Below are 21,278 nucleotides of genomic sequence, written 5' to 3' on the forward strand. Positions count from 1 at the left end.
CGGTGGACTCCCGGACACGATCGTGCCCCCGCCGCCGACTCCGGTGCCGCGCAAGGGTGTTCGCGCGTACGTACGGGTGTGCCGAGGGCAGGGCCTGACTGGAGCGACAGCCTGCCGTAGGGGAGGCCCCAAGGCAATTCCCCTGGCACATTTCCTTACACGCGCATCATCGGCACCGGCGCCCTCCCCCGTACCGGCCGCCACGACCTGCCGCCCGCAGCGGTGCTCAGCGGCCTTCAGTGGCGTTCAGTGGCCGGCGAGCTCGCCGGTGAGCCTGCCGTGGAGCGCGGCGCTGGGCCGGTCGAGGCCGACGATCTCGACCTTCTTGCCGCGCTGGGCGTACTTCGTCTCGACGGCGTCGAGCGCGGCGACGGAGGACGCGTCCCAGATGTGCGCGGCGGACAGGTCGACGACGACCCTGTCCGGGTCGGTGGCGTAGTGGAAGCGGCCCACCAGGTCGTTGGAGGAGGCGAAGAAGAGCTCACCGGTCACGGAGTAGACGACGGTCGTGCCGTCGGGGTCGACGACGGCGGTGACGTCCGCGAGGTGGGCGACCCGCCGGGCGAAGACGACCATGGCGGTCAGGGAACCGACGACCACGCCGATGGCCAGGTTGGAGGTGGCGACCACCACCACGACGGTGACGGCCATGACGCCGATCTCCCCGGCCGGCATCCGGCGCAGCGTCCTCGGCGCGACGGAGTGCCAGTCGAACGTCGCGAAGGAGACCATCACCATCACCGCGACCAGGGCGGCCATGGGGATGTCGGAGACGACCGGGCCGAAGACGATGCACAGCACCATCAGGAACGCGCCGGCGAGGAAGGTGGACAGCCGGGTGCGGGCGCCGGAGACCTTCACGTTGATCATCGTCTGCCCGATCATGGCGCAGCCGCCCATGCCGCCGAAGAGGCCCGTGACGATGTTGGCGATGCCCTGCCCGATGGACTCGCGGGTCTTGGAGGAGCGGGTGTCGGTGATGTCGTCGACGAGCTTGGCCGTCATCAGCGACTCCATCAGTCCGACCAGCGCCATCGCCAGCGCGTAGGGGGCGATGGTGGTGAGGGTGTCCACGGTGAACGGCACGTCGGGCAGGCCGGGCACCGGCAGCGAGGACGGCAGGGCGCCCTTGTCGCCCACGGTCGGCACCGCGATGCCGGCGGCGACCGTGACGACGGTCAGGGTCACGATGGACACCAGTGGGGCCGGGACCACCTTGGTGACCTTGGGGAAGAACACCATGAGCGCCAGGCCCGCGGCGATGAGCGGGTAGACCGCCCAGGGCACGTCGTGCATCTCCGGGACCTGGGCCAGGAAGATCAGGACGGCGAGGGCGTTGACGAAGCCGACCATCACCGAGCGCGGCACGAACCGCATGAGCCTGGCCACCCCGAGCGCTCCCAGGACGATCTGGAACACGCCGGCGAGGATGACGGCGGCGACGAGGTAGCCGAGCCCGTGCTCCCGGTTGAGGGGACCGATGACCAGGGCCACGGCCCCGGTCGCGGCCGAGATCATGGCGCGGCGTCCCCCGACGACGGAGATGGTCACCGCCATGGTGAAGGAGGCGAACAGGCCGATCGCGGGGTCGACCCCGGCGATGACCGAGAACGAGATGGCCTCGGGGATCAGCGCGAGGGCGACCACCAGACCGGCCAGCACCTCGGTGCGCCACACCTTCGGATCGGTGAGCCAGTCGGGGCGCGGGGCGCGACGCAGAGTTGCGGTGGGAGAGGACAAGGGAACGGGTACCTGTCGTGCTCGGGCACGCCCCCGTGGACGGCGGGGGAGCGCGGGAAGGGCGCGGACAACGGGACGGCACTCCCGGGCGGCCGGGTCGCCGGACGGGCGGCACGCGGGGCACGGCCCGACGCGCGTCACCGGACCGTCAGGGCGGGCAGGCGGCGGCGCCCGTGACCATGGACGCGGCCACGTGGGTCTCCCGCACGGTTCGAGGTCTCCGCCGGGGGCGCCGTCGGCCCCGGCTCGGCAGTGCGCGGACCCACCGGGTCCGCGCACGCAACTCTACCCTGACGTTAGGGTAGGGATCGGCGGGCACGGGAAGGGCGGGGCGACGGTCGTGGACGGCGGGCACATGCAGATCGGTGAGGTCGCGGCGCGGACCGGGCTGTCCCTGCGCACCATCCGGCACTACGAGGAGACCGGTCTGGTCACGCCCTCCGCCCGCTCCCAGGGCGGGTTCCGGCTCTACACCGAGACCGACGTCGCGCGGCTGATGGTGATCCGCCGCATGAAGCCGCTCGGCTTCACCCTCGACCAGATGCGCGACCTGCTCGACGCCGTCGACCGCCTCGACGGAGCCGACCCGCCCGGTGGTGCCGAGCGCGAGGCGCTGCTGGACCGCGTCCGTGCCTACGAGCGGGAGGCGGCGCGCAAGATCGAGGAACTGCGCGTGCAGCTGTCCCGCGCCGAGGACTTCGCCGCCACGCTCCGTGCCCGCCTGTCCGGACCCGGTCGGCCCTGAGCGGGGCCGGGCGCGCCTGCACCAGCGGCCGTACGCCCGCTACGGCACCCTCAAATCCCCCTCTGAACCCGGCTCGCGGAGGCTTCGACCACCCCCGGCGGCGGGCACGTACCCGGCAGGGGCACGGGGGGAGAGGCCATGGACGAGGCGACGGCGGTCCGGCTGGAACCGCACGAGATCGCGATGCTGCGCGGGGGCCCCAGAGCCGCCGTGACGGTCGCCGTGGTGGCGCTGCACCTGCGCGGCGCCGTCGAGTCCGGACGGCCGGGCACCCTGCGCCGGGAGCCCTCCCCGGAGCAGGCCGACCCGCCGCCGCACCGCCATCCGCTGGAGAAGGCGGTACGCGTGGGGCTGTACCGGCCGGCGGGGATCAGGGAACTGCTCGGCCGCGCGGTCGTGCGGAAGGCGCTGTCGCGGATGCGGGCCGAGCTGGCCGGGGCGGGGCTGCTGCGGCTGGTGCGCGCGAGCCCGACCCGGGCCGCCCGCCGGTACGTCGCCGAACTGCGGCGGAACACGCCGGTGCCCGAGGACCGCGCGGGGCTCGCGGAGGCCGACGTCCTGCTCGCCGTCGCGCTCCACGGTGACCCGGCGCTGACCGCGCTCGTCCCGGCGTTCACCGCCGAGGCCGGGCTGATCGGCCGGGGAGCGGTCGCGGACGAGGGCCTGTTCCCGTTCGGCCGGCACGAGTTCCTGCGCTGGCGCGCCGACGACGGGGGCGCGGGCTGGGACGGCACCGACGGCGGCGCTCACGGAGGTGACAGTGGCCACTCCGGCGGCCACTCCGGCGGGGGCTTCGGCTGCGGCGGTGGGGGCGGGGGTTCGGACTGACGCCGGCGACGGCGGGCGGGACCCGGCAGGCTGCCCTGCCGGGAGACCTGCCGGCAGCCCCGCGGGTCCCGTCCCGGATCAGAAGCCGAAGGCGGACTTCGTCGTGTAGGCGCACTCGGTGTAGATGTAGCCGGACTTGAGCCTGGCCGTGTCGGACGCGGGGCTCGATCCGTCCGACGAGGTCGACTTGTGCAGGAAGTACGTGGTGCCCACGGGCAGCCGGATGGTGCGCTGGGGGTAGTTCCTGCTGCTGTCCTGGCAGGGCCTGGACCCCCCGAACGAGGGGGTGAGGAGGTCGTACGACGTGCAGCCCCGGCAGGCCTTGAGGGTGATGCTGCCGGTCACCGGTCCGGTGTAGAGCACCGTGATCGGGTTGGGGCTGTCGTTCTTGATCGTGACCGAGATGCTGCCGCCGGAGGCCAGCGTGGGCAGCCGCTTGCCGGCCGCCGGGATCGCGTCCGCGACCTCCGCCGCGATGGCGAACTTCTTGGCCAGCGCGCGGTTCCCGGCGCTCTTGTTCTTGGCGACGAACGTGTTCATCGTCCCCCGCGCCTCGTCGAAGTCGCCCTCCTTGTACTGGTCGACGCCGCAGGAGTACACGCCGGAGTCGGCGCTCCTTCCGGCCCGGGCGGCGGATGCGGCGACGGCGTCACCGATGTCCCCGCCGCCCGTGTTCAGGCCCCCGGCCTGGGTGCCCAGGGCGCGCAGCCGCTCGACGGCGGCGCAGGGGTCGGAACCGCCGACGTCCTTCGCGGCCTTGTCCACGGCCGAGTCGACGGCCGGTGCGACCTTCGCTGCCTGCTCCGAGTCGGGGAAGCTGCGGACGAGTTCGCCGAGGTTCCCCGTCCAGTCGGAGTCCTGGTTGTCCAGCCGCTGCGCGCCGCACTCGTAGAGCGAGGTGGCCAGGCGGTCGTCGGGCCACGTGGCGAGCGTGCCGAGCGGCTGCTTGCCGATGGTGCCCGGGACGGTGCGCAGGTACGTCAGCGCAGGGATCGCCGCGCAGAAGTCCTGCCGGTCGTAGGCGGCGCCGACGGTGGTGTAGTACGTCTTCAGGCGGTCGGGGACCCGTGCGGCGGCCCGAGAGTCCGGGTGGCCGGATCTGATGTCCCGGTACTCGCGCAGGGCCTTGCGGTAGTCGGACTCGGCCATCTCGAAGGATCTGGCCCCGGCGGCCCGCACCAACGTGTCGGCCTGGTCGAGGCGGCCGAGGAGCGCCTGCTCCTTGGCCTCGTCGCGGGCCGTGTCGTACAGCACGACACCGCCGGCCGGAACGGCCAGCAGCACCAGGCCGAGGGCGATCGCCAGGGGGGAGCCCGCGGGCCACACCAGACGGGTGCGCAGCCCGACAACGGCGCCGTGGACGGCCGCCGCCAGGAGGAGGACCAGGTAGCCGACGACCAGGCCGACGGGCACGCCGTCCGGGTCCGCGGGCAGTGCCACCAGCAGCAGGAGGCCGGTCGCGAACCAGCACACGACCATGGGCGCCCAGCGCCGGGTCAGGGCGTAGCCGAGGCCGAGGCCGCTGAGGTTGAGCAGCCCGACCGCCGCCGCCCGCAGTCCGTCCGGCGGTGCGGGGGGCGGGCTGGAGGGCATGGGCGGGACGTGCCCCGGCCCGTAACCGTAGCCGTATCCATATGTGGCGCCGTGCGGTTGCTCGGACATGGCGGCTCCCCCCGGTCAACACTGCCCGCATGCCTGCAACTTGACAGTGTACGGACGGTATCCGCTTCCCGACAGTGAGTTCGGGGGCGGGATCGGTCGCGGGGCCGCGCTGCGGCCGGGCCGGACCCGGGGCCGGTGGCCGAGGCCCGGGGGCCGGTCGGCGGCCGCTCGCCGACCGGCCGTGCGGCCGCGGGTCAGACGGCCTTGAAGGGCTGCCGGTAGGACTTGCGGAGCGACCCGGCCGCGAGGGGGAGCAGGCTCGCGAGCACCTTGCCCTTGAGCGTGCCGGGGGTGCGGGTGAGTTCGACGTCGACCCGGGTGCCCTCCCCCTCGGGGGTCATCCGGAAGACCCATCCGCCGCCGGGCCCGAACACCTTCGAGTCGTGCGTGGCGATGGTGACCCGGCCCTGCTCGGCGTCCCAGTCGTAGCGCGCCCGCTCCCACGCGGACGCGGTGCCCTCGGTCACCTCGGCCCAGGTGTCGCCGATCGCGTGGACGGTCAGGTGCCCGGCGTCGATGGTGGGCCAGTTCCGGGCCCGCGCGGGCCCGAAGTCGGTGAGCACGGCCAGCGCCTCGGACGGGCTGAGCGAGGAGGTCAGGTGAAAACGAACGACAGCCATTGCGGCGTCCCCCACATCAAGAAGTAACCGTTTCGAACGGTGACGACCGTCCCACGGGGAGAAGTCACCTGTCAAGCAAGTGACGAAATCAGGGTCACCGGTTAGGATGGTGATGTGAAACATGCCTTTCCCTGCGGGACGCTCGCCCTCGACTTCCTGGGCACGCTGCGCGCGCGACGCAACGCGGTGCCCACGGAAAAGCTCGCCACGCCCGGACTCCTCGACGCCTGGTTCACCGAGTCCGGGATGCTCGACCACGAGCCCGGCGCCGACGCGGCGGACCTCGCGGCCGCCGTGGAACTACGGGAGTCGATCTACACCCTGGTCGGGGCCCGGCTCGACGGTGCCGCGCTGCCCGCCGGCGCCGTCGCCGCGGTCAACCGCCACGCCGCCCGTACTCCCGTCGTGACGCAGCTCGCCGCCGACGGCACGAGCCGTTCCGGGTCCGCCGCACAGGGCCTCGCCGCCCTCGCCCGCGAGGCGGTCGGGATCATCGGCGACGAGGCGGCCCTGCTGCGCGAGTGCGCCCGCCCCGAGTGCACCCAGGTCTACCTGGACCGTTCCCGCGGCCGGCGCCGCGAATGGTGCGCGATGCGGACCTGCGGCAACCGCGTCAAGGCCGCCGCCTTCCGCGCCCGCCACCGCACCACGACGACGGCCTGAGACGAGCCGGGGGCCGCCGCGCCGCGGCCCCCGACGATCGACGACGTGGCCTCCCACGCGGCGGCCATCGCGAGGAGCCTGGCCGCGAGGCGCCACCGCCCGCCCGGGGCTGAGCGTCCCGGGTGGGCGCGGCCTTCCGGGCGGGCGTGCCGTCGCGGTGAACGTCGGAGTCAGGCCCGGAGATGGGCGGAACCGGCCGGAGGACGGGGCACCGGCCGGCTCGCGAGTGCCTCAGATGGTCGCCGTGTCGATCACGAAGCGGTAGCGCACGTCGCCGGCCAGGACGCGCTCGTACGCCTCGTTGATCCGACCCGCGGAGATCAGTTCGATCTCGGCGCCGAGGCCGTGCTCGGCGCAGAAGTCGAGCATCTCCTGGGTCTCGGGCATGCCGCCGATGTTGGAGCTGGTCATCACCCGGCGCCGGCCGTTCAGGGCCTTGAGGTCGAGGTGCACGGACTCCTCGGGGAGACCGACGTTGACCATCGCGCCGTCCGTGCGCAGCAGCGATACGTAGGCGGAGAAGTCCAGCCCCGCCGAGACGGTGTTCAGGACGATGTCGAAGGTGCCGGCCAGCTTCGCGAAGGTCTCCGGGTCGCCGGTGGCGTGGTAGTGGTCGGCGCCCAGACGCAGACCGTCGTCCTTCTTGCGCAGGGACTGCGACAGGACGGTGACCTCGGCGCCGAGCGCGTGGGCGATCTTCACGCCCATGTGACCCAGGCCGCCCAGGCCGACGACGGCGACCTTCTTGCCGGGGCCTGCGTTCCAGTGCTTCAGCGGCGAGTACGTGGTGATGCCCGCGCACAGCAGCGGGGCGGCCACGTCCAGCGGCAGCGCGTCCGGGATGCGGACGACGAAGTGCCGGTCGACGACGATCTTCTCGGAGTAGCCGCCGTGGGTGGGCAGGCCGTCCCTGCCGGTGCCGTTGTACGTCCAGGTCGGGCCACCGCCGGTGCAGAACTGCTCCAGGCCGTCCTTGCAGTTCGCGCACTCCCGGCAGGAGTCGACCATGCAGCCGACTCCGACGCGGTCGCCGACGGCGAAGGTCGTCACGCCGGGGCCGACCTCGGAGACGACGCCGGCGATCTCGTGGCCGGGGACCATCGGGTAGAGGCCGGGGCGCCAGCCGTCATGGGCCTGGTGGATGTCGGAGTGGCAGATGCCGGCGAACTTGATGTCGATCAGGACGTCGTGCTCGCCGACCGCGCGCCGCTCGATGGCGGTCCGCTCCAGCGGTGCCTTGGGTGCGGGTGCGGCGTAGGCAGCAACAGTCGTCATGCAGGGGTTCTCCTCGTGATGTGCGGACCCGGTGCCCGATCGATCCCGGGCATGGTTGCCGAGTACATCCCAGCCTGCCCCAGGTCGGGCGGATCAGCGTTCACCCGCCCTTTCGTACGACCGCTGTGCCTACCACCGGCGGGGTCAGGCTGCGCTGCCTACGACCAGGGGACGGCGCGGATACTGGAGGTATGGAACAGCGAGCCGAAGCCGTCGCCGCACGGCCCCTGAACCGCCGGGCCGAGCTGAGCGAGTTCCTGCGCAGCAGGCGGGCCCGGCTGAAGCCGGAGGACGTCGGACTGGCCGACGCCGGCCGGCACCGCAGGGTGCCCGGCCTGCGCCGTGAGGAGCTGGCCCAGCTCGCCGGGGTCTCCGTCGCGTACTACACGCGCCTGGAACAGGGCAACAGCCACAACGTCTCCACCGACGTGCTGGGCTCCATCGCCCGCGCCCTGCGCCTGACGGACGCCGAGTACGCGCACCTGACCCACCTGGCGAAGCCGAAGGCGTACAAGAAGAAGCCCGCGACGCGGCAGCCGCAGGCCCGGTCGGCGCTGTGGCAGCTCCTGGACTCGCTGGAGGGCGTCCCGGCCTACCTCGTCGGACGGCGCTCCGACATCCTCGCCTGGAACAGGGCGGCGGCCGCCCTCTTCGGCGACTGGTCGGAGCTGCCCGCGAGCGAGCGCAACTGGGCGCGGCTGGTGTTCCTCCGTCCCGAGTACCGCGATCTGTTCGCCGACTGGCAGCAGAAGGCGATCGACGTCGTGTGCGGGCTGCGCATGGACGCCGGCTGCTGCCCCGACGACCCCCAGCTGTCCGCCCTTGTCGGTGAACTCTCCGTCAAGAGCGAGGAGTTCCGTCGCCTGTGGGCGCTGCACAACGTCAAGGAGAAGAGCCACGGCGTCAAGCGCCTGCACCACCCGCTGGCCGGCGAGCTCCAGTTGAACTTCGAGCAGTTCCGGCTCGCGGACGACCCCGACGTGACCCTCGTGACCTTCCACGCCGAGCCGGGTTCGCCCTCCGCCGAGTCGCTGCGCCTGCTGGTCAGCTGGGGCACGGACGCCACGCACCGCGTGCCGTCGGTCTGAGCCGGGGCGACGAAGGGCACCCCACGGCGACAGGGCCCGGTCGGCCACGGGGCCCGGTCGCCCGGGCCCCTGCCCCAACTCAGCGGACGGGGTGGAGCGGGCCGACCGTCAGCCCGTGCGCCCCGCGGACAGCGCACTCCGAAGCCTTCCACGGCACGTCGATCTGCTGCCTGGACCCGGGCGGGAAAACGCCCATGAAGGAGACGCTCGTCAGTCGGCACTCGCCGGCGGAAAGACCGGCCTGCCCGTTCAGCGCCTTCGCGTCCGCGACGGCCCGGGCGTTGGGAATCAGGGTGACCGTCGTGGCGGGTGTGCCGGTGGCACGGTCGGCCGGGGTGCCGATCCGGGCACCGTCACGGCCGTGGAAGGACACTCCGGGGAATCCCGTCAAGGAGCACGGCTCGGTCCCCGTGTTTCGGAAGGCCAGTTGGAAATGCGTGGTGCCGGCGGCGGAATCCTGGTTCTCCACGGAAACCCGCAACTGCCCGGCCGCGCACCGCTGCACGCCACCGACGCGACCCGCCTCGGACTCCGCATCCTGACCGCCGGAACGATCGCGTGACACCTCGTCGGAGGACGAGTCCTGCCCGGCGGCCCGTTCTCGCGAGGTGGACGGGGACATACTCGCCGACGAGGAATCCGGGGCGGCCGCCGCCGGAGAGTCCGCGCGGCCGGCGCCTGCCTCGTCACCGCCCTGACCGCACGCGGTCAGGGCGGCGAAAGCCAGGGTCAGGGCGGGTATGACACGGCAGGCGGTCGAGACCTTCATGAAAGACCTACTTTCCCATTCGTGGCGGGGCTCTTCCCCGTCACGACCACCACCCTGACAAGCCGGCCTGACGCAATGCCAGTCACAAAGCCCCTCGTGACGATCCGACCGGAAGGCGGTTACGCGCCGGAGACATTGAGAACCCCGTCGAGTCAACGTCCACGAATTCCCGACGGAAATCCGTGCCACCGACAATGCGTCGTGGCACGGAAATTCCATGTGCCGCCACGGCGCGATGACTCGCGAATTCCGGCGCGCCGCGGAATTGCTGCCCGGGTCCGGTGCGGCCGTGGGGGAGGGGGCCGCCCGGCCGGCCTCAGAAGCCGACGAGGAGGTGACGGGGCCCGCGCAGCATGGCGTTCCGGCGGTAGGGCGGCGGGTCCTGCAGAAGGGTCGCCGTGCCGAGGCCGGGCAGGAGCGCGCCGAGCGCCGTCTGGGCCTCGATGCGGGCGAGCGGGGCGCCGTAGCAGAAATGGACGCCGCTGCCGAAGCCGATGTGCTCGTTGTCCTTGCGGGCGAGGTCGAACCGCTCGGGGTCCTTGAAGCGCAGCGGGTCGCGGCTGCCCGAGGCGAGCGCGAGGATCACCGACGTCCCCTTCGGGATGACGGTGCCCGCGATCTCCACGTCGGCCAGCGGGACGCGCTCGCGCAGGTGCACCGGCGGCTCGTACCGCAGCAGCTCCTCCACCGTCTCCGGCATCAGTTCGGGCTCCTGGCGGAGCCGTTCCAGCTGGTCCGGGTGGCGCAGCAGCGTGAGCACACCGTTGGTGATCAGGTTGACCGTGGTCTCGTGCCCCGCGATGAGCAGCAGGATCGCGGTCACCGCCAGCTCCTCGTCGGTGAGCCGCAGCTGCGGATCGGGCTCGTTGACGAAGTCCGAGAGCAGGTCGCCGGTGGGCCGGCCGCGGCGCTCCTCCGCGAGACCGAGCAGGTAGGCGCCCATCGCGATCCGGGCCTGGCGGCCCGCCTCGGCCCGCGCGGCGCTGTCCTCGCCGGGACTGATGTCGGCGGCGGCGACGAGCCCGTCGGTCCACTCCCGGAACCGGGGCTCGTCCTCGCGCGGGACACCCAGCAGCCGGCAGATGACCGAGACCGGCAGGGGATAGGCGAGGTCGTCGACGATGTCGACGTGTTCGCGGCCCCGGAGCCCGTCGACCAGTTCCCGGGTGACCCGGGTGATCTCGCCGCGCATGGCGTCGACCCGGCCGGGGCTGTGGGGCGGGCCGAACGGCCGCATGGCCAGGGTGCGCAGCCGGTGGTGCTCGGGGTCGTCCAGCCGCAGGAACGGCAGGTGCCGCGTCTCCTCCACCGCCTCCGGGGCCGGCGTGGTGCGGTTGCGGGGGTCCGCGCTGAGCCTCGGGTCGTGGAGCAGGCCCACGACCTCGTGGTACGTGCCGACCAGGTAGCTGCCGTCCGCCTGCCGCACCACGGGCCCGGCCTCGCGGAGTTCCGCGTACAACGGGTACGGGTCGGGGCGGCTGGCGTAGTCGGTGATGCGTTCCAGCAGGGTCTCGGCGGTCATGCGGGGTGGCTCCTCGTGGGTCCTCGTGGGGTCCTGCCGGATGGGCGGGGGGCGGGTCACCCAGTGGGCCGCGCCAGCACCAGCCGCCGGTCCGGCAGGTACCCGGTGAGCGCGACGGTGGGACCGTGCGAGAGCCTGCTCGGGTCCGGCACGTCGGAGGGGACCGGGACCTCGGCCGCCGCACGCCGGTCCGCGGCCCCCGGCGGGGGCGGGAACGGGGCGGCCACCTCGATGAGGCGCTCGTAGTACTCCAGCGACTTGGCCATGTCGACCGTGACCGCGGCGGTCACCCGGCCGCGGTAGCCGTAGACCATGACCAGACGCCGCTCATCCAGCGAACCCTGGGCGACGACCACCTCGTCGGAGAAGGTCGGGACCCCCACCGACTTGATGTTGTGGCCGAACTGGCTCGACCAGAACGTCGGGACCGCGAGGTGCGGACGCCGCTGCGGCCCGGGACTGACCATGTTGTGCGCGGCCACCTCGGCCTGGTCCACCGCGTTGCGCCAGTGCTCGAGGGAGAGCAACTGGTACTCGTACAGCGGGTGCGGGAAGCGCGAGACGTCACCGGCCACGAACACGTCGTCCGTGACGATGCCGTACATGTCGAACGCCCGGCAGCCCGCGTCGCAGGCGATCCCGCGCGGATCCGCGGCCAGGCCCGACTCCGCGAGCCACTCCACGTTGCGCACCGCGCCCATGGCGACGACGCACACGTCGGCGTCGACACGGGTGCCGTCCGAGAGGTCCGCGCCGGTGAACCTGCCGTTGCCGCGCAGCGAGGTGACGGTCACGCCGCAGCGCAGGTCCACGCCGTGCGCCCGCTGCATGGCGGCCGCGAGCTTCGACAGCGTCCCGCCGAGCGCGCCCACCAGCGGGGCGGGCCCGCGCTCGGTGACCGTGACCTCCAGACCCCGCTCCCGGCACACCGACGCGATCTCCGAACCGGTGAAGCCCGCCCCGATCACCAGCACCCGGCGCGGCCCGGCCGCCAGCCGCTCGGCCAGCCCCGCGGCGTCGTCGCTGGTGCGCAGCGTGAACACCCCGTCGAGGGCCGCCTCCTCGGGAACCGGCCAGGGCCGGGCCCGCGTACCGGTCGCGATCAGCAGCCGGTCGAACGGGAGCGACGAGCCGTCGCCCAGCAGGACCCGCTTGCCCACCGCGTCCAGCCCGGCGGCGGGCACGCCCAGCCGCCACTCCGCCTCCGGGTCACGGCGCATCGGCAGCCCGGTGGCGTCCGCCCGCCCCTTGCCGAGCAGCACGTGCTTGGACAGCGGAGGCCGGTCGTACGGCGGGTGGGGCTCGTCCCCGACCACGGTCAGCGAACCGGTGAAGCCCTTCTCGCGCAGCGCCTCGGCTGCCCTCAGGCCGGCCAGGGACGCGCCGACGACGACGATCCGCCCCTCACGGAGGTCACCGGGCACCGGCGCTCACCCCCTCGCCCACCAGGATCGCCTGGACCGGGCACGCCGCGGCGGCCTGGCGCACGCGTGCGTACTGGTCCTCCGGGACCGCCGGGTTGTACAGCAGTGCCTCCGGGCCGTGCAGTTCGAACACGTCGGGCGCGAGGAACACGCACTGCGCATAGCCCTGGCAACGGGTGAGATCGACGACAACGCGCATGCCCAGCCACTTTCTCCGGCCCCCGGGTGTCCTGCCTCGTCCCTCCATTGGTAAGCCCTGCGGGGCGGCGGCGCGCGTCCGGCTACTCCGCCGGGATGCGGCCCCGCCCGGGCGGGGCCAGGCTGGGCTGGTGCCATGCCGAGTGATCGTCTACCCGCCGTCGGGCAGCGGCGGCCGCCGGGTGCGGTGCGACGGCAGGATCCTCGGCCTCGCCCACGGACCCCGCGACGTCCTCGCGCTGGTCCGCCGCGCCGGGCTCCGCATGCGCCTGGGGGACCTGTACGACAGCGACCTCGTCGAGTGGCGCGGCGCCGGGCCCACGACGTGGTGACGGGCCCGCGTGACGGCGCGGCGCCCTCGCGGCTACGCACGCGTCCAGAGCGGCGCCATCACGCCCAGGTCGATCACCGACACCCACTCCGCCGACGGGATCGCCCGCTCCACCACGAACCACTCGTCCGGACGCCCGTCGAAGAGGGCCGCCGCGAGCGCCTCGGCCGACCCGGCGGGCAGCTTCGTACCGGCCCAGGCATGCCACCGCTGCGCCTCGGGCACCGGGACCTCCACCGTGATCCGCACCGTCCGGTCGCGGAACGGCCCGGGCAGCGACCCCGGGCTCGGATCCGCGGTCAGGTGCACGGTCCGCGCCGGCTCCATTACGGCGTCCGGCCCCTCCGGCCGGGTCGCCCGGATCTCCGCGTCTGCCAAGATCAGCGGCCACAGCCCCGGCCGCGTGAAATGGAAAAGCAGCATGCGGGGACCCTACTGGCGTACCACCGCCGGGTACGTTTCCGGCATGTGACGACGAGCGCCGCCCCCGGCCACGACTCCGCCGGCCCGGTTCGGGTTCAGGTTCGGGTTCGGGTTCAGCGCAGGCGGTAGGGCGGTCCCTGGGCACAGCCATGGGGTGCGTCGTTGCCGCTCTCGCTGAAGTCCGCGCAGGTCAGCACTCCGCCCGTCCGCCGTCAAGGGCCCGCACCTCCAGCGCGCTTGACAGTAACCGGGTCCGGTTTGCCCGGTTCGGCAACACGCCGCCGTGACGGCGCCGGGGTACGTGCCGGGGCGGGACCGCCGCGATCCGCGTGACCGTGAACTGCGGTTGCAGTCCCTCGTGCGCAGCCGGCCGGGTGTGTCGGCGGCGGCCCTTAAGGTGCGGGAAACGCATGCAAGGAGGAGTTCCCGTGGGGTTCTCAGGGCACCTGGTCTTCGCCCGCAGCGAGCGTCCGCTGCTGGAGGCACCCGTGTTCGACGGCGTCGCTCAGGAGCGGAAGGACGCCGTGCACGCGTGGTGGCCGCGCCCCGGCGGCTGGCAGACCCTCCAGGCCGACAACGGGGTCTGGACGGAGGAGGATCTGCCCGCCCTGGTCGAATGGACCGGCGCACCGGCCTGCGTCGCGGACGTGTCCGACAGCAGCGTCGCCCTGGTGACGGGGCTGGGGACGGACGGGCGGCGCTGGCAGGCATGGCTCAACCTGCACATCGCCGCGGGGTTGCTCACCGAGGAACCCGAGGACCTCGAAGACGTCAGCCTGTGGGTGGACCCCCGAGTTCGACGAGGCCGTGAACCGCACGCGCGCGGCACTCGACGCGGACGTCCCCGCGGACGCCGCCGGCGCCCTCGCCTGGGCCGCCGCGGCGGACGTCCCGGCGGTGGGGACGCGGTCCCGGATCGAGGAACTGCTGCGCTCGGAGGAGACCTTCGTGGAGGACCTGTTCCACGCGCTGCTGGACGCGCTGGGCTTTCCCGAGGCGACGGAACCCGCGCCGCGGCCGTAGGGCGGGAGCGCGAGGTCCGAGGCGGTCCCGGAACCGGCGGGGAGGGGCTGTTACAGCTTGGTCATCCGTTGAGCCAGGGCCCATGACGTGCGGGCGCGAGGGTGATCGCCGACGCGCCGCGGCAAGCGCGCCGTCGACCGGTCCCCTCGCGCTCGAAAGGCACGGCATTGTTCGCTCTCGTCTTCGGAGGGCACATGTTGTACCTCCTGCTCGTCGCCCTCGTCTCCGCCGCCGTGCTGGGGGTCGTCGCGACCGCCCTGCGGGGCCGTTCCGACCGGCCCTGGACCTACGGGGCCTGGGCGGCGACGACGACGGCCGCCCTGTTCCTGACGCTCTGGCTGAGACCCGTCGGCACCGGCGCGGTGAGGTGCACGGTGAGCAAGGACGTGTGGGAGTCGTTCGGGACGACCCAGGGCTGGATGAACGTCGCCCTGTTCGTGCCGATCGGATTCCTCGGCGTCCGCGCCGCCCGGCGGCCGGTGCCGCCGCTGCTGCTGTCCGTCCTCCTGGCCTGCGGGATCGAGACCGTCCAGGCGTGCCTTCCGGTCATCGGCCGCTACTGCGACACCAGTGACCTCGTCACCAACGTCGTGGGCGCCGCCGCGGGCGTGGGGGCCGGGCTGCTGTCCCTGCGCCTCGCCGGACGGGGGCTGCCGGCCTGGCCCACGCGTCACCGCGGCTTCCTGGCCGTGACCGGGTCGGGATTCGTCGCCGTCGCCTGCGTGCTGTCGACCGTCGTCGACGTGCGCGTGGTGGACCACGCCGAGCCGAACAGGCAGGCGTCGGCGGAACAGCGCGCCGTGATCGGGGAGGCGGTCCGCGAGGCGCTGGGCGACGACGTCACGATCGCCCGCGTCTCGGACAACACGCCGTGCGGTATGGACGGCGTGAACGAGGAGGTCTGGGCCGAACTGGAGCCGGACGGCGTCGCCTTCATGCGCTGGCCCGACCCGGACGGGTACCGGGTCGACGTGTCGCTGGGGCCGCGGACCGAGGCCCCGGCCGTGGGCAGGCCCATCCCGGGGGCCGCCGGTCCCGTGCACGACGCGGCCGCCGCCGAGCGGACCGCCGGCCGCTACGTGGCCGCGCGCTATCCCACCGCCGGCACAGAGCGGCCCGCGGTGCTCCGTGCCGACGACGGCCCCGGCGAGACGTGGACCGTCACGTACCCGTACCGCGACGACCGCATGGCGGCCGTGACGTCGCTGGAGGTGCGGGTGAACTCCGCCGGACGCCTCCTCGGCGTCCGCGTCACCGCGCCCGCGGGGGACAGCCGGGACAAGTACTCCGGGGCGTGTGCCTGACGGTCGCCCGTGACGACCCGCGGGGGCCGGGGCGGCTGTCGCCGCCCGTGGGGCACGACGGCAACGGTTGGGCATCCGGGTTCCGAGGGGCGTCGCGGCGCTCGTCGTCGGGGTGGTCGGGGTGTTCGTGCGGCGGGGTTCCCCACCGGACGACGAGGACTGCGCCGGTGCGGGCCGCCCGGGCCCCCGCGGCGGGAGGCGGGAGGCAGGGACGGGGACGGGCCGGTGTCGGTGGTGGCGCCTAGCATCGGCCGGGACAGCACGTTCCGTCACGTTCACCAGCGCCACCGGAGGCCGCAGTTGTCCTCGATCCACGACTTCACGACCTGGGAGCCCCTGCTGAGGGTCCTGCGGGCCGGCAACGCGGAGCGGCTCGCGGCCCCGGGCGGCCACGTTGCGGGCCGGATCGGCCTCGGATCGTGGAGCGTGCCGATGCCGCCCAGGTTCCCGGCGCCGGGACGGGCCCTCCAGATCGAGGACGTGCAGGACGAGTTCGACGCGGTGGAGGGGTGCGGAGCGCCCTGGCGGACGCCGGCGTGGAGGACGTCCCGTTCACCGCCGAGATCGAGCCGGACGGAAGGACTGTCCTGTACCTGCACGGCCCAAGTCCCGCCGTGGAGACCGGGATCGGCGGTGCGCACCCGGGTGCGCTCGTCCTGGTCGAGGACGCGGTCCCGGAGCCCTGGCGCCGCCTTCCCGAACCGGCGCCGGAGGCGGTTGTGTCCCCGACGGCCGATCCGGCGTGGCTGGAGCGTACGCTCCGCGAGCGGATCCCCGACGCCATCGGTGCCACCGAGGCGGAGATCGCCGAGGCGGAGGAGCGCCTGGGCGTCGTGCTGCCCGACGAACTCAAGGCGCTGTACCGCGTGACGCGGGCCCGGTGGGAGGACTGGGCCGACGACTACGAGGCGGCGAAGCGGGTCTTCGGGGCGGTCGGCTGCGAGCTGTTGTCGCTCGACGACCTCTACGTCGCCGACGCGGCCTCACGCCCGTGTCCCTGGGAGTTCGCCGCGATCGAGGCGGTGGTCACCGCTCCCGACGCCGCGGTGCAGGGGGTGGTCGGCTCACCCGGCTGGATCGCCTTCGGCGACAACGGCGGCGGCGACCGGATCGCGGTCGACCTGACACCGGGTCCGCGCGGGCACATCGGACAGGTCGTCATCCTCAGCCACGAGGAGAACGTCGGCGCCGAGCTGGTCGCCGACTCCCTCACCGACATGGTCGCGGACCGGCGTCCGACCCACGCCGGTGAACAGCGGACGGGCGAGCCCGAGGCCGTGGCCTGGGTCAACACCGGGAGCCTGGGCAGCGTCGCGGCCGCCGCACACCCCGGGCTCGAGGTCCTGAACATCGGCGTCCGGGAGGGCGAGCCGCTGAGCCTCGCCCCGGTCGTCGGACTGCCCCGCCTGCGGGCCCTCACGGCCTACCCGGGCACGCTCGCCGATCCGCTGGAGATCGCCGGGCTGACCGGACTGGAGTACCTCGAACTCGGCCCAGAGCACTGGCGCGTCCTGCTGGACGCCGGGGCCGTCCCGCGCGGCCTGCTGGCCGCGGCCATCGAGGTGCACGGCGACCGGCACCCGCTCCCCGTGGTGGACCTGGCCAACGAGATCCTCGCCCTCTGGGACCGCCCGCCGATCCCCGTCACCGTGCTCGAGGGCCACCTCGGACCGGTGGGGTAGCCGGCCGACCCGGCCGCGAAGCCCACTGGCCGGAGCGGCGCAGCGTTTCCGCCGCGAGGGTGCTACTCCGGTGGCGCCTCGGCGTGTTGGTCCCAGCCGACCGCCACCGCCCAGGTGACGCCCGGGCTCGCGGTGACCTTGAGCCGGGTCGCGGCCTTGGCGGTGGTCATCGCCGCGCCGTTGAGGCTGCCGTCCGGCCGGCCGGAGCAGTGTTCCGTGAACGTGCCGTAGCGGCCCGCGTCGACGGTGAGCGTCCCCGTGCCCTGGCACTGCGTCGCCACGTAGACCGTCCCGCCCGGGGGCTTCGCGGGCAGCGCCTGCTCCAGGCCGCCGCTGCGCCGTCCCGTCGACACCCAGATCCTGGCATCCGTCAGCCCCTCCGCCGGATCCTGCCAGGACGCGGCGGACGCGACCGGCGGGGCGGGCGCCGCCGAACGGGGCGTGGCGCGGGCCGTGGCCGCTTCCGGCTGCCGGGCGGCCACCGGGCCGGCCGAGCAGCCGCTCAGGACGAGGACGGACGCGACGCCGCCCAACAGAGCGCGCCGCAGTGCGCGATGGAACACATCAACCCCCATGTGCGGTTCCCGATCGACCGGATCATGCCGGCAGCTCCGGCCGTGGGCGTACAGGACGCCGTCGTCGGGGTACGCGGGGCGCTGGGCCTCGCGACGTCGGACTCCTCGGCGAACGTGGGTGCGTGACCGCCGGGCCGCTCCCGCGGCGGACCGCGGCCGGCCTTCGGGTCAGCCCGTGGCGTCGTCGCTGTGCACGATCTGAATCAGGTTGCCGCACGTGTCGTCCAGGACGGCGGTCGTGACCGGGCCCATCCGGACGGGCTCCTGGGTGAAGTACACCCCGAGCCCGCGCAGCCGCTCGAACTCCGCCCGCACGTCGTCCACGGCGAAGGAGGTGGCCGGGATGCCGTCCTCGACCAGCGCCGACGTGTACGGCTTCACCGCGGGATGGCCGGAGGGCTCGAGCAGCAGCTCCGTCCCGTCCGGGTCCTCCGGGGAGACCACCGTCAGCCACCGGTCCGTGCCGAGCGGGACGTCGTGCTTCTTCACGAAGCCCAGCACGTCGGTGTAGAAGCGCAGCGCCTTCTCCTGGTCGTCGACGAAGACGCTGGACAGGTGGATCCTCATGGGGTGCTCTCCGGTGCGTCGGGCCTGAGCCACCGCGTCACGATGCGCTCAAGGGGTTCGGTGTTCAGGTCGTGGTACTTGTACCGGCCCTGGCGCCGCGTGAGCACCAGGCCCGCCGTCTCGAGCACGGCCAGGTGCTGGCTGACCGCCTGGCGGGACAGCCCGAGGCCGTGCTTCAGGGCAAGCCGTCCACAGATCTCGAACAGGGTCTGGCCGTCCCGTTCCACCAGCTCGTCCAGGATGCGTCGGCGGGTGGGGTCGGCCAGTGCCTTGAAGACATCCTCTGCCATGGCCCGAGCATAGGCAAGTGACGACTTGCCTATCAAGCCGTCGAGCCCTGCGGTGCCGGGGTCAGGCGTCCATGGAGTAGCCGAGTTCCTCGGCTGCGATGTGCCAGTAGGAGTTCTCGTCGGCGACCGCCGCCGCGTCGACCGCGCGGAAGCGCTCGACCAGCGCGTCGGTCAGGGCGTCGGCGTCACGCATCGCACGTTCCAGGGCCTCGTCGGAGTCGTCGTCCTCCGGCGCCTCGTACCGCTCCGCCTCATGGGCGGCCTGCTCGTAGGCCCGGCAGAACGCCACGAACTCCTCGTGGCCCGAGTTGAGCAGGCGCGCCGTACCGTCGTTCCCCAGCAGCCACAGCGAGCCGTCGGTGCGGCGCAGGCCGATCGCGCTCACGCCCGGGTCGAGCGCCACGACGGCGTAGCGGACGTCCTCGACCGTGCGCTCGGAGAAGGGCGCACCCTGCCACTCGCCCGGATAGGGCCAATCGGAGCATCCCGCCAGGAGTGAGGCGAGCTCAGCGTCGTCCATGCGGAGAACCTATCCCGGGCGGCGGCTGGAACCCCGCCCGGCGGATCACCGGTCCCGGCGCGTGCGCTTGGTCAGCCGTCCCAGGAGGTCGCGGCGGGCGGGGCCGGTGAAGGGCGGGAGCTCCGCGAAGCCGGGTTCGGCGCCGAGGGTCCCGGCGAGATGGGCGAGCGCCGTCCGTACCCGGGTGAGCGGGTGGTCGGGGAAGCGCGCGTCGTACTCCTCCGCGTCGGCGCGGTGGAAGGGGAGCCCGCCGCGCAGCCCGGGCGCGTAGGGATGCTCCAGGAAGTAGTGCTCAGGCCCGAGTTCGGCGAGCACCATGGCCTCGCGCATCCCCGTGACGCCGTCCTCGAAGGCCTGCACCTTGACCACCGCGCTGCAGGCCGCGCGCGGCAGGGTGTACGTGCCCAGGAACGCCTGGCCTCTCGGCCGGTCCGGCAGCGGCACTTTGAGCACCTGGCGCAGCGCCGGCAGAGCGGCGACCCGGACGACGTCGGCCTCGATGAGGCCGCCGCCCGCGTCGGCCGTGAAGCGGGCGAGTGCCTGCCGCAGCCGGTCCGGCTCCTCCAGGGGCGCCGGTATGTCCGGAGGCAGGTCGAAGAAGTGCAGGCTGATCACATCGCCGTGGTCATCGGTCCAGGCGTGCTCGGCGACCTGCCGGCAGGTCGGCACCGTCGAGTGGTCCCATGGGCAAAGATCATGCCGTAGGGGCGAGTTCGGTGTCACGGCGCACCACGGCCGCTTACCTGACGTCGAGGGCGAGCAGTTGGTCGTGCGTGCCGCGTCCGGTGATCCGCCCGACGACGTGTTCCGTGGCCCCTCGACTACGCGTGCGCCAAAGGTGACGGAGGCTCAGCCGTTCGCGGTCCGCCCGGCCGCGGACGCGTGCGTGACGGCCAGCAGTGCCGTGTCGTCGGTCCGCCGGCCGCCCGTGTGCCGGTGCCGGTCGGCGAGCAGGGCGTCCACGAGGGCGTCCGGGCCGGGGTGCCGGCGGCCCCTGCATCCGGCGACGGGGTCGTAGAAGGTGCCCGCCGCGTCGCGGGCCTCGGTGAGTCCGTCGGTGTAGAGCAGCAGGGTGGCCCCTTCGGGGAAGGGCAGGGTGTCGACGGTGCCGGGGCCCTCGCCGAGGGTGGCGAGACCCAGGGGCAGGCCCGGTCGGGCGGGTTCGACGTAGCGCACGGTGTCGCCCAGGAAGAGCAGTGGCGCCGGGTGGCCCCGGTTGATCAGCCGTACCTCGTCCCCACCGCGGGGGAACTCCGCCAGCACGCCGGTGACGAAGCCCTCGAGCTCGGTCAGGGTGCCCGACTGCCGTGCCTCGAGGGTGACGGCCTGCTCCAGCCGCCGCACGAGCCCGGTCAGGCTGGGCTCCTGGAGGGCCGCCTCGCGGAAGGCGCCGACGCCGACGGAGACCGCTCTGACCGCACCCATCCCCTTGCCGCGCACGTCGCCGATGACGCAGCGCACCCCGAACGGGGTGTCGACCACGGCGTACAGGTCCCCGCCGATCCGCGCGTCCGTCTGGGCCGCCTCGTACCGCGCGGCGAAGCGCAGTGGGCCGATCCGCTCCGGCGGTGCGGGCAGGACGGCGCGCTGGACGGCGGCGGCGATGTCGCGCACGGACCGCAGCTGCCGCTCGCGGTGGTGGAGGAGCCGGTTGAGGAGGACGGCGACCACGGTCACCGTCGCGACCATGACCAGCTCGCTCACCGCGACCGCGCTCTCGCGGTAGCCGAAGTACCGGAACATGGCCCAGTCGAGGACGAGCGCGCTCACCCCGGTGAGGATCGTGCCGCGCAGGGACAGCAGGGTCGCGGCCGCCAGGATCGCGGCCGCGTAGAGGGCGGCGGCGCTGACGGTGCGGGGGGTGACGAAGTCGATCAGCAGGGCGAAGGACAGCAGCGTGGCCGGGATCAGGCGGCTCCGCCGTCCCGGCCGCTTCCACGTTCCCAGTCTCGCCACGCGCTGCTCCCGACGCCGACCGGGCTCCTGGCCGGCTCAGGCTAACCGCCCCCGCTCCGCCCCGCTCTCCACG

Annotated in this window: 22 protein-coding genes and 1 pseudogene; 8 read left to right on the forward strand and 15 right to left on the reverse strand. The window is 73.5% G+C overall.

Annotated elements, in window-relative coordinates:
* Positions 1 to 246 precede the first annotated feature (246 nt).
* Complete coding sequence (locus ACFZAU_RS30015; RefSeq protein WP_500554724.1) at positions 247 to 1,740, reverse strand: SulP family inorganic anion transporter; 1,494 nt, start codon at positions 1,738 to 1,740, stop codon at positions 247 to 249.
* A gap of 340 nt (positions 1,741 to 2,080) precedes the next feature.
* On the opposite strand from ACFZAU_RS30015, the gene ACFZAU_RS30020 reads away from it, so the two are divergent.
* Both ACFZAU_RS30020 and ACFZAU_RS30025 read left to right on the forward strand, forming a co-directional pair.
* On the forward strand, positions 2,081 to 2,485 hold the full coding sequence (locus tag ACFZAU_RS30020; RefSeq protein ID WP_500554725.1) for a MerR family transcriptional regulator: 405 nt from the start codon (positions 2,081 to 2,083) through the stop codon (positions 2,483 to 2,485).
* A 138-nt stretch (positions 2,486 to 2,623) separates the two neighbouring features.
* Entirely contained in the window at positions 2,624 to 3,313 is a 690-nt protein-coding gene (locus ACFZAU_RS30025; protein WP_500554726.1) for a TIGR04222 domain-containing membrane protein, read from the forward strand.
* Positions 3,314 to 3,391: 78 nt separating this feature from the next.
* Here ACFZAU_RS30025 and ACFZAU_RS30030 read toward each other — a convergent pair whose 3' ends face one another.
* Together ACFZAU_RS30030 and ACFZAU_RS30035 are read right to left on the reverse strand one after the other, a co-directional pair.
* On the reverse strand, positions 3,392 to 4,975 hold the full coding sequence (locus ACFZAU_RS30030; RefSeq protein ID WP_500554727.1) for a hypothetical protein: 1,584 nt from the start codon (positions 4,973 to 4,975) through the stop codon (positions 3,392 to 3,394).
* Positions 4,976 to 5,169: 194 nt separating this feature from the next.
* A complete protein-coding gene (locus ACFZAU_RS30035) occupies positions 5,170 to 5,595 on the reverse strand; it encodes a hypothetical protein (protein ID WP_500554728.1) in 426 nt (141 codons plus the stop codon).
* A 114-nt stretch (positions 5,596 to 5,709) separates the two neighbouring features.
* Between ACFZAU_RS30035 and ACFZAU_RS30040 the strand changes: the two genes are divergently transcribed.
* Complete coding sequence (locus tag ACFZAU_RS30040) at positions 5,710 to 6,258, forward strand: CGNR zinc finger domain-containing protein (RefSeq protein WP_500554729.1); 549 nt, start codon at positions 5,710 to 5,712, stop codon at positions 6,256 to 6,258.
* 231 nt (positions 6,259 to 6,489) lie between these two features.
* Here the strand turns inward: ACFZAU_RS30040 and ACFZAU_RS30045 are convergent, their stop codons facing one another.
* Positions 6,490 to 7,533 (reverse strand): NAD(P)-dependent alcohol dehydrogenase, encoded by a 1,044-nt coding sequence (locus ACFZAU_RS30045; RefSeq protein WP_500554730.1) that lies wholly within the window; start codon positions 7,531 to 7,533, stop codon positions 6,490 to 6,492.
* Positions 7,534 to 7,724: 191 nt separating this feature from the next.
* Between ACFZAU_RS30045 and ACFZAU_RS30050 the strand changes: the two genes are divergently transcribed.
* Complete coding sequence (locus ACFZAU_RS30050; protein ID WP_500554731.1) at positions 7,725 to 8,621, forward strand: helix-turn-helix domain-containing protein; 897 nt, start codon at positions 7,725 to 7,727, stop codon at positions 8,619 to 8,621.
* A gap of 79 nt (positions 8,622 to 8,700) precedes the next feature.
* Here the strand turns inward: ACFZAU_RS30050 and ACFZAU_RS30055 are convergent, their stop codons facing one another.
* From ACFZAU_RS30055 to ACFZAU_RS30070, 4 genes are all read right to left on the reverse strand, one after another.
* Complete coding sequence (locus tag ACFZAU_RS30055) at positions 8,701 to 9,609, reverse strand: DUF4232 domain-containing protein (RefSeq protein WP_500554732.1); 909 nt, start codon at positions 9,607 to 9,609, stop codon at positions 8,701 to 8,703.
* A gap of 97 nt (positions 9,610 to 9,706) precedes the next feature.
* Positions 9,707 to 10,912: a cytochrome P450 gene (locus tag ACFZAU_RS30060; RefSeq protein WP_500554733.1), complete on the reverse strand. Its 1,206-nt coding sequence runs from the start codon at positions 10,910 to 10,912 to the stop codon at positions 9,707 to 9,709.
* Between the two features lie 56 nt (positions 10,913 to 10,968).
* Positions 10,969 to 12,336 carry an NAD(P)/FAD-dependent oxidoreductase gene (locus ACFZAU_RS30065; RefSeq protein ID WP_500554734.1) on the reverse strand — a complete coding sequence of 456 codons (1,368 nt, stop codon included), beginning with the start codon at positions 12,334 to 12,336 and terminating at the stop codon, positions 10,969 to 10,971.
* Positions 12,326 to 12,535, reverse strand: coding sequence for a ferredoxin (locus ACFZAU_RS30070; RefSeq protein ID WP_499600585.1), 210 nt, complete (start codon positions 12,533 to 12,535; stop codon positions 12,326 to 12,328). Before ACFZAU_RS30070 ends, ACFZAU_RS30065 begins: the two co-directional genes overlap by 11 nt.
* 130 nt (positions 12,536 to 12,665) lie before the next feature.
* Here ACFZAU_RS30070 and ACFZAU_RS30075 point away from each other — a divergent pair, with 130 nt between their 5' ends.
* Complete coding sequence (locus ACFZAU_RS30075; protein WP_319135553.1) at positions 12,666 to 12,866, forward strand: hypothetical protein; 201 nt, start codon at positions 12,666 to 12,668, stop codon at positions 12,864 to 12,866.
* Between the two features lie 32 nt (positions 12,867 to 12,898).
* Here ACFZAU_RS30075 and ACFZAU_RS30080 read toward each other — a convergent pair whose 3' ends face one another.
* Positions 12,899 to 13,288: a hypothetical protein gene (locus ACFZAU_RS30080; RefSeq protein WP_500554735.1), complete on the reverse strand. Its 390-nt coding sequence runs from the start codon at positions 13,286 to 13,288 to the stop codon at positions 12,899 to 12,901.
* Between the two features lie 807 nt (positions 13,289 to 14,095).
* Here ACFZAU_RS30080 and ACFZAU_RS30085 point away from each other — a divergent pair.
* The 3 genes and pseudogenes from ACFZAU_RS30085 (at position 14,096) to ACFZAU_RS30095 (ending at position 17,297) form a co-directional block, all read left to right on the forward strand.
* Positions 14,096 to 14,311 carry a hypothetical protein gene (locus ACFZAU_RS30085; protein ID WP_500554736.1) on the forward strand — a complete coding sequence of 72 codons (216 nt, stop codon included), beginning with the start codon at positions 14,096 to 14,098 and terminating at the stop codon, positions 14,309 to 14,311.
* A 194-nt stretch (positions 14,312 to 14,505) separates the two neighbouring features.
* A complete protein-coding gene (locus ACFZAU_RS30090; protein ID WP_500554737.1) occupies positions 14,506 to 15,615 on the forward strand; it encodes a VanZ family protein in 1,110 nt (369 codons plus the stop codon).
* Positions 15,616 to 15,915: 300 nt separating this feature from the next.
* A pseudogene (locus ACFZAU_RS30095) lies at positions 15,916 to 17,297 on the forward strand (SMI1/KNR4 family protein).
* Positions 17,298 to 17,359: 62 nt separating this feature from the next.
* On the opposite strand, the gene ACFZAU_RS30100 reads toward ACFZAU_RS30095, so the two are convergent.
* The 6 genes from ACFZAU_RS30100 to ACFZAU_RS30125 all read right to left on the reverse strand — a co-directional run bounded on the left by ACFZAU_RS30100 (position 17,360) and on the right by ACFZAU_RS30125 (position 21,205).
* Complete coding sequence (locus tag ACFZAU_RS30100) at positions 17,360 to 17,872, reverse strand: hypothetical protein (protein ID WP_500554738.1); 513 nt, start codon at positions 17,870 to 17,872, stop codon at positions 17,360 to 17,362.
* A 168-nt stretch (positions 17,873 to 18,040) separates the two neighbouring features.
* Positions 18,041 to 18,439 carry a VOC family protein gene (locus tag ACFZAU_RS30105; protein ID WP_500554739.1) on the reverse strand — a complete coding sequence of 133 codons (399 nt, stop codon included), beginning with the start codon at positions 18,437 to 18,439 and terminating at the stop codon, positions 18,041 to 18,043.
* The gene (locus tag ACFZAU_RS30110; RefSeq protein ID WP_499600573.1) at positions 18,436 to 18,729 is read right to left on the reverse strand and encodes an ArsR/SmtB family transcription factor; all 294 of its coding nucleotides are present in this window, start codon (positions 18,727 to 18,729) and stop codon (positions 18,436 to 18,438) included. Before ACFZAU_RS30110 ends, ACFZAU_RS30105 begins: the two co-directional genes overlap by 4 nt.
* Before the next feature lie 61 nt (positions 18,730 to 18,790).
* The gene (locus ACFZAU_RS30115) at positions 18,791 to 19,249 is read right to left on the reverse strand and encodes an SUKH-4 family immunity protein (protein ID WP_500554740.1); all 459 of its coding nucleotides are present in this window, start codon (positions 19,247 to 19,249) and stop codon (positions 18,791 to 18,793) included.
* 45 nt (positions 19,250 to 19,294) lie between these two features.
* On the reverse strand, positions 19,295 to 19,918 hold the full coding sequence (locus tag ACFZAU_RS30120; protein ID WP_500554741.1) for a hypothetical protein: 624 nt from the start codon (positions 19,916 to 19,918) through the stop codon (positions 19,295 to 19,297).
* Between the two features lie 180 nt (positions 19,919 to 20,098).
* Complete coding sequence (locus ACFZAU_RS30125; RefSeq protein WP_500554742.1) at positions 20,099 to 21,205, reverse strand: PP2C family protein-serine/threonine phosphatase; 1,107 nt, start codon at positions 21,203 to 21,205, stop codon at positions 20,099 to 20,101.
* Between the last annotated feature and the right edge of the window lie 73 nt (positions 21,206 to 21,278).

Origin of the sequence: Streptomyces sp. NPDC008238, from assembly GCF_042956445.1 — a bacterium.
Lineage (GTDB): Bacteria > Actinomycetota > Actinomycetes > Streptomycetales > Streptomycetaceae > Actinacidiphila.

Coding starts and splice junctions, on each gene's coding strand:
- ACFZAU_RS30060 (WP_500554733.1), bottom strand. CDS start 10,912: ATGACCGCCGAGACCCTGCTGGAACGCATCACCGACTACGCCAGCCGC.
- ACFZAU_RS30105 (WP_500554739.1), bottom strand. CDS start 18,439: ATGAGGATCCACCTGTCCAGCGTCTTCGTCGACGACCAGGAGAAGGCG.
- ACFZAU_RS30100 (WP_500554738.1), bottom strand. CDS start 17,872: ATGGGGGTTGATGTGTTCCATCGCGCACTGCGGCGCGCTCTGTTGGGC.
- ACFZAU_RS30050 (WP_500554731.1), top strand. CDS start 7,725: ATGGAACAGCGAGCCGAAGCCGTCGCCGCACGGCCCCTGAACCGCCGG.
- ACFZAU_RS30030 (WP_500554727.1), bottom strand. CDS start 4,975: ATGTCCGAGCAACCGCACGGCGCCACATATGGATACGGCTACGGTTAC.
- ACFZAU_RS30035 (WP_500554728.1), bottom strand. CDS start 5,595: ATGGCTGTCGTTCGTTTTCACCTGACCTCCTCGCTCAGCCCGTCCGAG.
- ACFZAU_RS30090 (WP_500554737.1), top strand. CDS start 14,506: ATGTTGTACCTCCTGCTCGTCGCCCTCGTCTCCGCCGCCGTGCTGGGG.
- ACFZAU_RS30115 (WP_500554740.1), bottom strand. CDS start 19,249: ATGGACGACGCTGAGCTCGCCTCACTCCTGGCGGGATGCTCCGATTGG.
- ACFZAU_RS30080 (WP_500554735.1), bottom strand. CDS start 13,288: ATGCTGCTTTTCCATTTCACGCGGCCGGGGCTGTGGCCGCTGATCTTG.
- ACFZAU_RS30110 (WP_499600573.1), bottom strand. CDS start 18,729: ATGGCAGAGGATGTCTTCAAGGCACTGGCCGACCCCACCCGCCGACGC.
- ACFZAU_RS30070 (WP_499600585.1), bottom strand. CDS start 12,535: ATGCGCGTTGTCGTCGATCTCACCCGTTGCCAGGGCTATGCGCAGTGC.
- ACFZAU_RS30055 (WP_500554732.1), bottom strand. CDS start 9,609: ATGGAATTTCCGTGCCACGACGCATTGTCGGTGGCACGGATTTCCGTC.
- ACFZAU_RS30025 (WP_500554726.1), top strand. CDS start 2,624: ATGGACGAGGCGACGGCGGTCCGGCTGGAACCGCACGAGATCGCGATG.
- ACFZAU_RS30045 (WP_500554730.1), bottom strand. CDS start 7,533: ATGACGACTGTTGCTGCCTACGCCGCACCCGCACCCAAGGCACCGCTG.